We start from the raw sequence: 12,575 nt of genomic DNA, 5'->3' as shown, positions 1-12,575 counted from the left end.
CCGAGGCTAGATTCGGTGAGCGCGGTTGAAGTCATCCGAGCCTGGCGGGGCGGGTCCCGTCGCAGCGCTCCTCGGAGAACTGCGCATTTTATTGGCTCGATCCAGGAAATCGGGCACAACAGACCGGGTTCACCGGCCTTTCATCGCCTTGACCCCTGGCCAGAATCCTCACCATGGCTGACGAACTCGTCCAGCTGCCGGCGGGCATGCTCCGCCCGGGGCAGACCTTGAGCTTTGCGCTTTACGACGCGCAAGGCCATTTGCTGTTCGCGCGCGGCCAGGTGCTGACCAACACGCCGCAGGCGCGCGCCCTCATCAATGGCGGCGCCTGGGTGATGCCGCAGGACACCCAGGACTACCGCAACCAGCTCGCCCACAAGATGGACACCCTGATGCTGCAGGGCGCCAGCTTGAGCGAGATCGCCAAGGCGGAGCAGGACTTCCGCTACGCCGGCAAGGCAGCGCCCCCGAAGCCCACTCTCACCCCCCGCGAGATCTGGACCGACCTGATCGCCCAGACCCACCAGCTGCTGCGCCAGGCCGACCCGCCCGACTTTGCGGCCCGCGTGAGCGGCTTGCGCGACGCGGTGCTGCGCCGCCTGCACGCCGCGCCCGATGGCACGCTGCTCTACCTGGTGTTCGAGAACAGCCTGTCCTTCACCGAATACTCGGCCCGCCATGCGCTCTTGAGCCTGGTGCTGGCCGACCTGGCCGCCGAGAAGCTGGCCATGCCCGCCCCCATGCGCGAGGCCCTGCAAGGCGCGGCGCTGACCATGAATGTGGGCGCCTCCAGCGCGCACGACCGCCTGGCCGCCCGCGCCGAGGTGGCCAACGAGGCCGAGCGCCTGGCCCTGGCCAACCATGCGCGCGAAGCCGTGGCAATGCTGGAGCGCCAGGGCATCAAAGACCGGCTGTGGCTGGACGCCGTGCGCGGCCACCACGATGCCGGCCCCGGCCCGCTGGCTGGCCGCACGCCCGGCGAGGCGCTGGCCCGCGTGCTGCGGCGGGTGGACCAGCTCGGTGCCCGGCTTTCGCCCCGGCGCTCACGCGGCGCGCTCAGCGGCGGCGCGGCGGCACGCGGCGTCTACTTTGACGAGACCGGCCAGCCCGACGAGGCCGGCGCCGCGCTGATCAAGGCCGTGGGGCTCTATCCGCCCGGCAGCATCGTGCGCCTGGCCAACGGCGAGGTGGGCGTGGTGGCCAAGCGTGGCTTCTCGGCCAATGAGCCGCAGGTGGCCGTGCTGGTGGGCAAGAGCGGCACGCCGCTGACCGACCCGGTGCTGCGCGACACCCGCCTGGCGGCCCAGGCCGTGAGCGCCAGCCTGGCGCCCACCGAGCTGAAGCTACACGTCAACCTCGACGCGCTGCTCAAGCTCTGAAGCTTCCTTTGGCGCGCAAACCTTCAGCGCCCCCCAGACGATGCGGACGATCAGCGCCTCGGCGCGCGCAAAGTCCGCGTCGTCGAGCACCGGCTTGTCCATGAAGAGCGCGAACTGCGGCCCCAGGTCGGCATAGGCCTGGGTGCTGCCCCAGAGCACGAAGATCAGGTGGGTGAAGTCCAGGCGCTCGATGCGGCCCTCTGAGGCCCAGCGCTCAAAGCGCTCCACATCGGCCTGCAGCAGCGGCTGCACGCGCGTCTTGAGCACCTCGGCATAGCGCGGCACGCCGGTCATGATCTCGCGGGTGAACACCGCATTGCCAGTGGGCCGCTCGCGGCTGAACAGCAGCTTGGCGCGCACGTACTCGCGGATGGCCTGCTCGGGGTCGTCGGCGGCGGCCACCTCGCCCATGCGGGCCAGCCACTCGTTCATCACGCCGTCGAGCACGGCCAGGTAGAGCGCCTCTTTGTTGGGCCAGTGGTAGAGCAGGTTCTGGCGAGACAGGTCCAGCGCGGCGGCGATGCTGTCCAGGCTGACGCCCTCGAAACCGGCGCGCGCGAACTGGCGCTCGGCCTCGGCCATGATGGCCTCCTGCCGGCGCAGGGTGGTCGCACGGGGCGTGCGGGGGGGCGTACTCATGGCTTCATTTTCCCGGCAAAGACGGGCTGCACACCCTGGAACAAGCACGGCTCTGATTTACCCTCGCTTCGCGGCACACAGCAGGAAGTCACCCATGAGCTACGACATCGGGCACTGGATTCAGGGCAGCGCTACCCGGGCCCAAGACGCGCGCTTTCAGCCGCTCTACAACCCCGCCACCGGCGCCGTGCAAGGGCGCGTGGCGCTGGCAACAAGGACCGATCTGGACGCCGCCGTTGCGTCCGCGAGCAGCGCCCAGCGCGTCTGGGGCGAGACGCCGCCGCTGGCCCGCGCGCGGGTGCTGTTCAAGTTCCTGCAGCTGATGCAGGAGCGCAAGGACCAACTGGCCGAGCTGATCGTGCGCGAGCACGGCAAGACCCTGCCCGATGCGCTGGGCGAGGTGGCCCGGGGCATTGAGAACATTGAGTTCGCCACCGCCATGCCGCAGCTGCTCAAGGGCGAGTACACCGAGCAGGTGGCGCGCGGGCTGGATGCCTGGAGCCTGCGCCAACCGCTCGGGGTGGTGGCGGGCATCACGCCCTTCAACTTCCCGGCCATGGTGCCGCTGTGGATGTTCCCGCTGGCCATTGGCTGCGGCAATGCCTTCATCTTGAAGCCCAGCGAGCGCGACCCTTCAGCCAGCCTGCTGCTGGCGCAGTGGCTGCAGGACGCCGGGCTGCCGGACGGCGTCTTCAGCGTGCTGCAGGGCGACAAGGACCTGGTGGACGCCATCCTGGCCCACCCTGGCATCGCGGCGGTCAGCTTTGTGGGCTCAACGCCCGTGGCCCAGCACATCTACCAGGTGGGCACCGCGCATGGCAAACGCGTCCAGGCCCTGGGCGGCGCCAAGAACCACCTGGTGGTGATGCCCGATGCCGAGCTGGACGGCGTGGTCGATGCGCTGCTGGGCGCCGCCTATGGCTCGGCCGGCGAGCGCTGCATGGCGATCTCGGTGGCCGTGGCGGTGGGCGAGGTGGGCGACCGGCTCATTGAGCGGCTGGCGCCCAAGGTGGCGGCGCTGCGCGTGGGCGAGGGGCATGGCGCGGGCGTCGAGATGGGCCCGCTCATCACCCAGGCCGCGCAGCAGCGCGTGGAGCGGCTGATTGCCGAGGGCGTGGCCGACGGCGCGCGCGCGGTGGTGGACGGGCGCGGCTGCCGCGTGCCGGGCTTTGAGGGCGGCTTCTTCGTAGGGCCCACCTTGCTGGACGGCGTGAGCGCCGCGATGAGCTGCTACCAGGAAGAGATCTTCGGCCCCGTGCTGGCGGTGGTGCGCGTGCCCGACCTGGCCGCCGCCGTGGCCTTGATCGAGGCCAACCCCTATGCCAACGGCGTGGCCCTGTTCACGCGCGACGGGCAGGTGGCGCGCGAGTTTGTGCACCGCATCCCCGTGGGCATGGTGGGCGTGAACGTGCCGCTGCCGGTGCCCATGGCCTTCAACAGCTTTGGCGGCTGGAAGCGCAGCCTCTTTGGCGACCACCACGCCTATGGGCCCGAGGGCGTGCGCTTCTATACGCGGCACAAGGCCGTGATGCAGCGCTGGCCCGAGGCGGCGGGCAGCAAGGGGCCGGAGTTCGCGTTTACTCAGAACCTCTGATCAATCGGCGCCTGGGTTCCAAGCCTCGATCACAAAGCGCAGCGTGCCGCGCACGCCGGGGCGCGTGGGCTGGAGCTTGCCGTTGGCGTCGGCGCTGACGCTGTCGAAGGGCACGCGCACCTCGACGGCGCCATTGGCCAGTTGCGTGGGCGTGAGTTCGGTGTCGGCCAGCGAGAAGCCGGCGTCCTGCCAGCTGAACTTGACCTTCCAGGGCTTGTCGTCACTGGCCGGGGGCACCATTTCCAGCACCAGGCCGTTGCGGAACAGATAGCCGCCCTCAAAGTGCTCGTTGAGCCAGAGCTTGCGGTCCACCTCGTAGTCGGGCACGCGCACGCCCAGCGTCATGCCATAGGCCAGCGAGCGGCGCTTGGGGTTGACCTTGGCGCGGTTGGCCAGGAAGACGCTGGACAGGTAGATGCGGCCGGCACCCTTCGGGTCCTTCTGGTCGTTCATCCAGTCCTCGTGCGAGAGGCAGGCCACCGAGTCCTCCTCGGCCACGCGGCGCGTCAGGTACCAGAGCTTGCCGCGCGGCGAGGCCAGCATCTCGACCTGGTAGAGCGCATTGATCTTGCGGCCGGCGTCCACCTCCTTCTGCACCGCCTCCGGCAGGCGGATCTCCTCGACCTCCAGCCACAGGTCCACCCGCACGTCGCCAAACAAAAAGCGCGAGAGGTTCTGGAAAGCCTCCTCGCTGTTGACGATGCCGAAGGGCCCCGAGTGGCTGCGGTAGACGAAAGCCTTGGCCGTGGGCGCGCCCACGCTGCCGTCGGCATTCAAGCCGCGCAGCGTGGCGTTGTCGATCTTGACCAGGCCGTCACTGCCGTGGCCGACGAAGGCGCGCGACAGGCCGGCGGCGGCCTCGTAGTCGTTCCGATTGGTGCCGACCAACGTGAAGATGCGGCGCGACGAGAAGCGGCTCTCGGGCACCAGGTCCACGCGCTTGTGCTGCTTGAAGGCGGCCTCCAGGTCGAGGTAGCTCTTCATGCGCTTGTCGCGGTCGAAGTTGTTGATGTCCGCCAGGCCCAGCCAGCTCGGCACATTCATGCCCAGCACATCGATGCCGTTGTGCGGCGTGGCGTAGGTGAAGAGCTTGTCCACGCAGGGCTGCACGCCTTCGGGGTCGAGCGCCGGGTTTTGCAAGAAGGCGCGGCAGACCAGGCCGCCCATCGAGTGCGCCACCAGGTAGCAGCGGAAGTCGGCCGGCGCGGTCTCGTTGCGCGGGTTGACGCAGTACAGCTCGCGCACACGCTTGACCAGGCGGGAGAGGCCCTTGGCGAACTCTTCGATCGACGGCGTCTCGCCCGTGCCGAGGTAGCGCGAGGCCTCGTCGTAGTAGCGGTAAATGATGATGGGCCGGCGGCTCATCTCGCCATCCCAGTCGGCGTCGAGGATGTCGTAGCCGTCTTCGTAGACGTCCTCGTAGCCGTACTCAGACGCCAGGCGCACCACGGGCGACTCGAACACGTATTTGCGCGGCCGGCTGGCCCGGTCGGGCACGGCGCGGTACATGGTGGAGCCGAGGTTGAAGCCGCAAAACGGGTCGGCCGTGGTCTCGTCAATCTCGCCACGCGACATGGCAAAACCGCGCACGTAGATGATGGGCAGGAAGGCGTTGGGCATGGGTCGCTCTCTGTCGGATCAGGAGGCCGGACCATAGCCCTGGCGCTGCGCGGCGCCCATCCCGAACGTGGAGCACCGTTGAAGGTGCGCTGTCACGGACGGCTGGCAAAGCGGGACCCGGCCGATGAGTGCGTGAAAGTTGCTGCGCGCTGGCTCGCAGCTGCGCGCGGCGTTCTGCTACCGCGTCCAGCCGGGGCCGGAATCACTGCGTAGCCTGATGCGCCGCAAAAAACCTGACGTTCAACGTTGAAGCTGAGCCGCGAGCGGCGGCTTGCCGAAGCGAGTCGGCTCGAGCGACTGGTTAGGCATTTTTCGCACGCTCTAGGCTCCGTGCAACCAGCTCGGCCGGCCACAAACTCATGTGACCGCATCCTCCAAACTTCGGATCTGGTTTGCACAAAGTACCCTCGACTACTACGACCTTGCCGTGTAACCTTTCGCACACTCTCGCATCAAACGAAAGGCTACCGGAGCCGACGGACAGCCAAATTGAAGATGCGTAGCCTGGCAAAAGCTCCGCAAGCGTTACGTGGCTGAGAGAAACATTCTCGAATTCGAACGAAAGCAGACCGCGGATGCAGATGTCTTTCCCTGCGAGCCCATCCAGCATCTCGATTGCTTCATTGACGGAATACGTAATCATGATGTGCAGCGCTCGTATGGAAATGCCTAACGTGTTCTCGGGAGACAACCGGCGCCTCTTATGCAGGCTGTCTGCTGCATAAGCTGGGCCCAAACTTGTGCACTAAGTCTTTGAGGCATTTCCGTTTCTCTCCCCGCCTGTCGCCCCGAATCGGTCATTAAATTTCCGACAAAAGCGGCACGTTGTTACAAGTTCTCCGGCGCCAATCCAGCGCACGCATCGCCGGGAATGATGCCAGCCTCACGCCGTCTTGGCAGCCGTGAAAACTGCCCCGCCCATCACCCTCCGCACACACCCACCGCCGCCCCAAAGGCCCGCCCGGGCTGGCTGGGGCGCGGACTTTTGGGGCGCCGAGGAGCGGAGGTTTGCGGGGCGTGCGCGCAGCGCACTTCGACCTCTGACTTCGCGCCGCCTGTTTGACCGGAGCGCCAGCGAAGGGAGTTCGGCGCGAGCCCCGCAAACCGAGCACCGGAGGGAAGTCGCGCAGCGACCGCCCCAACTGGAGCGCCTCAGCCAGCCCGGGCGGGCCTTTGCCAACCCGATGACGGCATCAGCGCCTTCATCCCGAAGCCGGACCAAACTTTCGGCACCCTCACAAACCCTTGCTCCATAACGGCGCGGAATCGTTAGCTGGCTAAGGCTTCATGGCTTCTCATGGGGCGGGGGTGTGATTTCGCCTTAGCCTTCCGGCTCCCCCCAACCACCCGATTGCTGGCCATGCTTCCTGCCTTCTCACGCCGTGCCCTGATGGGCCTCTTCGGCCTTGCCGCCGCCACGCCCGCCGCCGTGCAGGCCGGCCCGAACGACGCACCGCCCAAGCAGACCTTCGTGGTGGTACACGGCGCCACCGCCGGTGGCTGGGAGTGGAAGCGCACCGGCCAGTTCCTGCAGGAGGACGGCCACACCGTCTACCGCGCCACACTGACGGGCCTGGGCGAGCGCATGCACCTCAACAGCCCCGATGTAGACCTGCAGACCCACATCAACGACGTCGTCAACCTCATCCTCTTCGAGGACCTGACCGACGTGGTTCTCACTGGCCACAGCTATGGCGGCATGGTCATCACCGGCGTGATGGACCGTATCCCCGAGCGCATCAAGCACGTGGTCTTCCTGGACGCTGCGGTGCCGGAAGACGGCCAGTCCATCTGGGACATCTTCGGCAGCGCCCCGCCGCTCAACTCCGACCGCTTCAAGGACGGCTTCATGCAGGTGCCTTGGGTCAAGCCGGGCGACAAGCCGCCGCACAGCGTCAAGCACAGCATCAAGTGCTTCAACCAGCCGGTGTCGTTCAAGAACCCCGCGGCCAAGGCGCTGCAGGTCACCTACGTGGCCTTCGTGCCCAAGGACAAATCGGCCGAAGAGCGCGCCAAGACCGACAAGAGCTGGCAGCGCGCCGATTCGCGCGGCTGGACCATCCGCACCTTCCCCGGCGGCCACGTGGCCCAGCAGGAAGACCCGCGCGGCGTGGCCACGCTGATCGAGCAAAGCATCGCCGACCGGAACCGCAAGTGATGTTCGCTCGCGCGGCAGCGCTGCTGTGCGCTGGCCTTCTGAGCCTGCCCGTGCTGGCTCAAGCCCCCCGGCCGGCGCTCGACTCGCCCGAGATCGCGGCGGACCGGCGTGTCACCTTCCGCCTGCGCGCGCCGCAGGCGCAAAAGGTCGAGCTGAGCGCCCAGTTCCTCAAGGCCAACCAGGCCCTGGAGAAGGACGCCAGCGGCGACTGGTCGGTCACCGTCGGCCCCGTCGAGCCCAACCTCTACCCGTATCACTTCGTGGTGGACGGGCTCAACGTGGCCGACCCCGGCAACCCTGCGCTCTTCCCCAACGAGCGCTTCAAGAGCAGCCTGATCGACATCCCCGGCGAGGTGCTGGGCCAGAACCCGCCGCTGCACGCGGTGCAGGACGTGCCGCACGGCGAACTGCACTACGGCTACTTCCCATCGAAAGTGCTGGGCACGACGCGGCCCTATGTGGTCTACACGCCGCCGGGCTATGACAAGAGCAAGGCCAAGTACCCGGTGCTCTACCTCGTCAGCGGCACCACCGACACCGAGGAGACCTGGTACCGCGCCGGGCGCGCCAACTTCATCCTGGACAACCTGATTGCCCAGAAGAAGGCCGTGCCCATGATCGTGGTCATGCCCTATGGCTACATGATGCGCGGCACCTTCCCGCGCAACTCGGCCCAGGCCGGCGAGCTGCTGCCGCTGTTTGCCGACGAGCTGGTGCACAGCCTGCGCCCGCACATCGAGGCCCACTACCGCACGCTGCCGGGGCGCGAGCACCGCGCCATTGCCGGCTTCTCGCGCGGCGGCACGCAGTCGATGTTCACGGCCTTCAAGCACGCGGACCACTTCGCCTGGGTGGCCTCGTTCTCGTCCTACATCCCGCCCGTGGTGCTGGAGACGCAACTGGCCGAGGTCTTCAGCAAGCCTGAGCAGATCAATGCCCGCTACCGGCTCTTCTGGCTGGGCGTGGGGCGCAGCGATTTCCTCTACCCCGAGGCGGAGGCTTTCAACCGCTATCTCACCGACAAGCAGATCCGCCACACCGAGCTGATCACCGAAGGCGGGCACACCTGGATGAACGCCCGCCACTACCTCATCGAGACCTTGCAGCGCTTCTTCAAGTGAACGCGCCCACCACCATGACCCAAGCCTCCCGCCGCACCCTCCTGGCCGCCAGCCTGGCGCTCGCGCTCTCGCCCCTGGCCCACGCCCAAGAGCGCCCCGCCGACGCCTCGCCCGACCGCGCCCGCGCCAACTTCGCGCGGACCATCACCCTGGCACCCGACGATGTGCGCCTCTACCCGGAGCCGCCCGCCGGCTACCGCGACCTCGGGCCCCAAGGCCTGAAGGGCAAGCTCGAAGGCTTCGAGTACGACTCCGCCGTCACCGGCAAGCGCCGCAAGGCCCAGGTCTATTTGCCGCCCGGCTACAGCGCCGACAAGAAGTACCCGGTGCTTTACCTGCTGCACGGCATCGGCGGCAACGAGCATGAGTGGACGAGCTACGTCAAAGCCCACGTCATCCTCGACAACCTCATCGCCGGCGGCCAGGCCCTGCCCTTCATCACCGTGCTGCCCAATGGCCGCGCCCTGCCCGACGACAGCGTGCCAGCCAACCCCTTCACGCCCGAGGCCGTGAAAGGCTTCGAGAACTTTGAGCAAGACCTGCTGCAGAACCTGATCCCCGCCATCCAGGCCCGCTACAGCACCGCCACCGGCCGCGAGCAGCGCGCCATTGCGGGCCTCTCCATGGGCGGTGGCCAGACCTTCAACTTCGGCCTCACCCACCTCGACACCTTTGCCTGGATCGGCGCCTTCTCGTCCGCGCCCAACACCCGCCCGCCCGAGCAGCTGGTGCCGGACCCCGCCGCTGCCAAGGCCCAGCTCAAGCTGCTCTACATCTCGTGTGGCAACAAGGACGGCCTCATCAACTTCTCGCAGGGCGTGCACCGCTACCTGGCCAAGCACCAGGTGCCCCACCTCTGGAACGTCGACGACCACGGCCACGACGGCGAGACCTGGGGCAGCAACCTGTACCGTTTCGCGCAGCTGCTGTTCCGCTGACACGGCGCCGCGCTACCCTGCAAGCCTCGTGACTCGACAGGGGCCCGCATGGGTGCCAAGACCTGGATGATCGTGCAGGCGGACGGGCCGGTTCGCGCCATTCGGCCCGTGCTGGAAGCGGGCGAGGAGCCCGACCCGGCCACCACCGCCGCCTTCGTCACGCAGTGCTTCCCCAAGGCCGACTACCGGCCCAGCGGCAGCGGCCCGCTGTACGACACCAGCCCCCGGCAGGGCCGCGTGGTGGCCGGCTGCTGGCCGGGCTTGCGCTTGATCGCGCACGAGTCCTTCGCCATCGACCACCCGTCCCGCACCGCGCCGGCCTTGATCGCCCCGCGCGGCACCACCGTCCTGCACCTGATGCACAGCGTCGTGGACTGGTTTGCCTACGCCGTCTGGCAGGACGGCCAGCTGCAACGCGCCCTGAGCCTCAACCCCGACCGGGGCGTGATCGAGGACATCGGCGCGCGCCTGCCCTTCGAGCAGCCGTTCTGGGACGGCCCGCGCACCGAGGACGAGGACTACCCCCTGTCCTTCCACCCGCTGGACCTCGGCGAGGCCGCGCTGGTGGCGCTGTTTGGCTACCAGCTGGAGGGGGAGCTGATTCCCGACCTGCTCGACCCCGCCGGCCTCACGCTGCTGCACTACCAGCGCCAGCGGCCGTGGTGGAAGCTGTGGTGAAGCGCGCCGTGGCTACCGCTGACTAGCGAAACCGGCGTGAGAAGCCGATGGCCAGCGCGCGGTCGGGCGTCTGGCGGTTGGTGCCCAGGTTGACCGAGAAGTCGAGCTGGGTGTCGAGGTCGATCGCATAGGTCAGCCCCGCATCAAAGGTGACCACGTTGCCGCCGTTGCGCTTGCTGCGCAGCGCCTGGCCGGCCAGCTCCACAAAGCCACGCAGCGCGCCCACCAGGGGCCGGCTGTAAGTGGCGGCCAGGATGCCGCTCCAGTAGCGCTGGCCCGTCGTGTCGTTCACCGCATAGGCCATGCCGGGCATCACGCCAAAGGAGGCATCGCCGGGCAGCTCCCACTCGGCCACCAGACGCAGCGAGGGCACCTTGCCCGGGGCCCTGAACGCCGCCGAGCCCGAGTCCAGGTCCAGGTGCGCCAGCAAGGCCAGCGCCGGCTTGCGGCTGCCCTCGTCGCCATCGCGCACATGCCACTTCAAGCCCAGTGAGGCATCGGCCGTGCCGCGCGCGCGGGCCACGCCGCTTGAATCGGTGACCGACTGCCGCAACAGCCCGTCTGACTCCAGGCGCAGCTCCAGCGCCTCACTGAGGCCATAGCGCAGCAGAGTCGGCGTGCTGCGCACACTGGTCTTCACACCGCCGCTGCGGTCACGCTCGTGCGCCAAGCTGGTCTCGATCTGGAACACGCCCTTGCCTACGACGTTGCTCGACTCGACGAAGTCGGGCCGGTCGGTGGACAGGCCCTCGTCGTCAGCCCAGGCGGGCTGCAGCACCAGGCTGGCCACCGCCATGGCCGCAGCGCCGCACAGCCGCGCGGCGCGGGTTTTCAATCGGGGGGCGAAGGGTCTCATCACGACCATGGCTGATTTCCCTTTGCATGGATGGGCGCAGTCGGCCCGACATCGGCAGGGTTGCCTGCCACATCAGCAACAGGGAAGGATTCGACACCAATCCCCGCAGCTGCCTGCGCGGCAAAGCATTCGGCCGGCAAAAGCCGGCCGAACTAGTTCACGCAAGCGCCCGAAAGCGCGCAGGGGTCAGCGGTCGCCGTCTGCGCCGCCCAGCGCGCGGCGGCGCAGCGCCAGCAGCAAACCACCAGCCAGCATCAGCGCCCAGGTGCCGGGCTCAGGCACGGGCACGGGCGCACCCACCGGAGGAAGGCCCCCTGTGCTGGGCAAAGCCGCCGGCTCACCAAGCAGGTTGCCAGCGCCAAAGTTGATCAGGCTGGTCGTGATGGGCTGGGATTTGGTGTCCACCTTGCCACCCGGGATGTCCCAGTTGAAGCTGCTCAGCACCGCGCCACGCTTGCCTTGCTCATTGATGTCCCAAGTCGTCTCGGTGACCGTCTTGAACACCACCGAGTTCGTCACCGTGGTGTCGTTGAGAGCGATGGAGGTGAAGTAGACGTCGCTGAACACGTCCTGCATAAAGGTGACGGGCCCATGGTCGCCATTGCGCACGTATTCGATCACCAGCTTCGGGACCGACTTGCCGCTCACGATATTGGTCAGCGCGTACAGGAACGAGCCATCCAGCTCCTGCGACCAGCTCAAGCTGCCGGGGTTGGGCTTGCCAACGCTGGCGCCGCCGCCCTTGAGCCAGCTGGAGAGGGCCGAGACGTCCCATTCCAAGGTGGCAACGTCGGTCCAGTTCTCGTAGCCAATGGCGGTGCTCCGCCCGGCGCTCTCACCCAGGCGCAGATAGGCCGTGACGCCATCACCACCCGCACTGTGGTTGCCCAACACCTGCTCGGCCCTGGCTGCTACTGGAGCATCTATCGTGTTGGCTGTGATGTTCCAGTTCACCTTCGATGACTTGCCCTTGCCGCCCCAGGCCGCCGGGTTGTAGGTGAACTCCATGTTCTTGGCGACGGCCGACACGTCATAACCCTGGGCCAGCGTCTTGTGCACATCGGTGAAGAAGACCTCACCCACCTTGGTGCTGAAGCCCACAACAGGCTTGAGGCCACCCAGGTCACGCACCGCCTCAAACGTGGCGCTGGTCACGGCCTTGCCGGTAAAGAGGTCGGTCTGGATGGTCGAAATGCTCGGGTCCCAGCCCTGGTTCCAGCTGAACGCACTCGGGGTCGCCTTGCCCACACTGGCACCACCACCCTTGAGCCAACTGGTTTCAGCGGTGACCGACCACTGGAAACCATTGACGTCGACCTGGCCCTTGCGGTCCTTGACCACCGAGGCGCCCTTGAGTTGGTCTGACTTCAGGAACCAGTCGGCCTCAGAAGCCAGCGCGGCGCTGGACAGGACGCCGAGCGCCAAGGCGGCGGCAAGGGGGCGAAGGGTGAAGGACGTGGGCATGGCTGTCTCTCTTCGATAGAAATGGTGGTGTGTGAGTGAGTGCGCCTGACGGAAGGCCACCCAACTCTGCCGAACGGAGAATCCTCGCTGACGCGAGCTGCGCGGGCCATCCCACATCTGCGCCGTCA

The 12,575-nt window shown here is 67.6% G+C and carries 11 protein-coding genes and 1 riboswitch; of the genes, 6 read left to right on the top strand and 5 right to left on the bottom strand.

Going from position 1 to position 12,575, the window contains the following annotated elements:
• Positions 1 to 10 precede the first annotated feature (10 nt).
• Positions 11 to 79, bottom strand: a riboswitch (S-adenosyl-L-homocysteine riboswitch).
• Between the two features lie 94 nt (positions 80 to 173).
• Complete coding sequence (locus ABDJ85_RS03780; protein WP_347703399.1) at positions 174 to 1,379, top strand: HD-GYP domain-containing protein; 1,206 nt, start codon at positions 174 to 176, stop codon at positions 1,377 to 1,379.
• Here ABDJ85_RS03780 and ABDJ85_RS03775 read toward each other — a convergent pair.
• Complete coding sequence (locus tag ABDJ85_RS03775) at positions 1,344 to 2,018, bottom strand: TetR/AcrR family transcriptional regulator (protein WP_347703398.1); 675 nt, start codon at positions 2,016 to 2,018, stop codon at positions 1,344 to 1,346. The genes ABDJ85_RS03780 and ABDJ85_RS03775 overlap by 36 nt on opposite strands.
• A gap of 94 nt (positions 2,019 to 2,112) precedes the next feature.
• On the opposite strand from ABDJ85_RS03775, the gene ABDJ85_RS03770 reads away from it, so the two are divergent.
• Complete coding sequence (locus ABDJ85_RS03770) at positions 2,113 to 3,612, top strand: CoA-acylating methylmalonate-semialdehyde dehydrogenase (RefSeq protein WP_347703397.1); 1,500 nt, start codon at positions 2,113 to 2,115, stop codon at positions 3,610 to 3,612.
• Here the strand turns inward: ABDJ85_RS03770 and ABDJ85_RS03765 are convergent, their stop codons facing one another.
• Positions 3,613 to 5,232 (bottom strand): esterase/lipase family protein, encoded by a 1,620-nt coding sequence (locus ABDJ85_RS03765; RefSeq protein ID WP_347703396.1) that lies wholly within the window; start codon positions 5,230 to 5,232, stop codon positions 3,613 to 3,615.
• 301 nt (positions 5,233 to 5,533) lie between these two features.
• Positions 5,534 to 5,875, bottom strand: coding sequence for a hypothetical protein (locus ABDJ85_RS03760; RefSeq protein ID WP_347703395.1), 342 nt, complete (start codon positions 5,873 to 5,875; stop codon positions 5,534 to 5,536).
• A 717-nt stretch (positions 5,876 to 6,592) separates the two neighbouring features.
• Between ABDJ85_RS03760 and ABDJ85_RS03755 the strand changes: the two genes are divergently transcribed.
• The 4 genes from ABDJ85_RS03755 to ABDJ85_RS03740 are packed head-to-tail and all read left to right on the top strand — an operon-like array spanning position 6,593 to position 10,127.
• Positions 6,593 to 7,390 carry an alpha/beta fold hydrolase gene (locus tag ABDJ85_RS03755; protein ID WP_347703394.1) on the top strand — a complete coding sequence of 266 codons (798 nt, stop codon included), beginning with the start codon at positions 6,593 to 6,595 and terminating at the stop codon, positions 7,388 to 7,390.
• Positions 7,390 to 8,511, top strand: coding sequence for an alpha/beta hydrolase (locus tag ABDJ85_RS03750; RefSeq protein WP_347703393.1), 1,122 nt, complete (start codon positions 7,390 to 7,392; stop codon positions 8,509 to 8,511). Before ABDJ85_RS03755 ends, ABDJ85_RS03750 begins: the two co-directional genes overlap by 1 nt.
• A 14-nt stretch (positions 8,512 to 8,525) precedes the next feature.
• On the top strand, positions 8,526 to 9,449 hold the full coding sequence (locus tag ABDJ85_RS03745; protein WP_347703392.1) for an alpha/beta hydrolase: 924 nt from the start codon (positions 8,526 to 8,528) through the stop codon (positions 9,447 to 9,449).
• A 48-nt stretch (positions 9,450 to 9,497) separates the two neighbouring features.
• Positions 9,498 to 10,127, top strand: coding sequence for a DUF6928 family protein (locus ABDJ85_RS03740; RefSeq protein ID WP_347703391.1), 630 nt, complete (start codon positions 9,498 to 9,500; stop codon positions 10,125 to 10,127).
• 22 nt (positions 10,128 to 10,149) lie between these two features.
• Here ABDJ85_RS03740 and ABDJ85_RS03735 read toward each other — a convergent pair whose 3' ends face one another.
• Together ABDJ85_RS03735 and ABDJ85_RS03730 are read right to left on the bottom strand one after the other, a co-directional pair.
• The gene (locus ABDJ85_RS03735; protein WP_347703390.1) at positions 10,150 to 10,962 is read right to left on the bottom strand and encodes a transporter; all 813 of its coding nucleotides are present in this window, start codon (positions 10,960 to 10,962) and stop codon (positions 10,150 to 10,152) included.
• A gap of 207 nt (positions 10,963 to 11,169) precedes the next feature.
• On the bottom strand, positions 11,170 to 12,447 hold the full coding sequence (locus ABDJ85_RS03730) for a type VI secretion system tube protein Hcp (RefSeq protein ID WP_347703389.1): 1,278 nt from the start codon (positions 12,445 to 12,447) through the stop codon (positions 11,170 to 11,172).
• Between the last annotated feature and the right edge of the window lie 128 nt (positions 12,448 to 12,575).

Source organism: Roseateles paludis (assembly GCF_039872745.1).
Lineage (GTDB): Bacteria > Pseudomonadota > Gammaproteobacteria > Burkholderiales > Burkholderiaceae_C > Pelomonas > Pelomonas paludis.
Note: the sequence above shows the minus strand (reverse complement) of the source record. Positions and strands in the feature narration are given on the sequence as shown.

Coding starts and splice junctions, on each gene's coding strand:
- ABDJ85_RS03775 (WP_347703398.1), bottom strand. CDS start 2,018: ATGAGTACGCCCCCCCGCACGCCCCGTGCGACCACCCTGCGCCGGCAG.
- ABDJ85_RS03750 (WP_347703393.1), top strand. CDS start 7,390: ATGTTCGCTCGCGCGGCAGCGCTGCTGTGCGCTGGCCTTCTGAGCCTG.
- ABDJ85_RS03755 (WP_347703394.1), top strand. CDS start 6,593: ATGCTTCCTGCCTTCTCACGCCGTGCCCTGATGGGCCTCTTCGGCCTT.
- ABDJ85_RS03760 (WP_347703395.1), bottom strand. CDS start 5,875: ATGATTACGTATTCCGTCAATGAAGCAATCGAGATGCTGGATGGGCTC.
- ABDJ85_RS03765 (WP_347703396.1), bottom strand. CDS start 5,232: ATGCCCAACGCCTTCCTGCCCATCATCTACGTGCGCGGTTTTGCCATG.
- ABDJ85_RS03730 (WP_347703389.1), bottom strand. CDS start 12,447: ATGCCCACGTCCTTCACCCTTCGCCCCCTTGCCGCCGCCTTGGCGCTC.
- ABDJ85_RS03745 (WP_347703392.1), top strand. CDS start 8,526: ATGACCCAAGCCTCCCGCCGCACCCTCCTGGCCGCCAGCCTGGCGCTC.
- ABDJ85_RS03740 (WP_347703391.1), top strand. CDS start 9,498: ATGGGTGCCAAGACCTGGATGATCGTGCAGGCGGACGGGCCGGTTCGC.
- ABDJ85_RS03780 (WP_347703399.1), top strand. CDS start 174: ATGGCTGACGAACTCGTCCAGCTGCCGGCGGGCATGCTCCGCCCGGGG.
- ABDJ85_RS03770 (WP_347703397.1), top strand. CDS start 2,113: ATGAGCTACGACATCGGGCACTGGATTCAGGGCAGCGCTACCCGGGCC.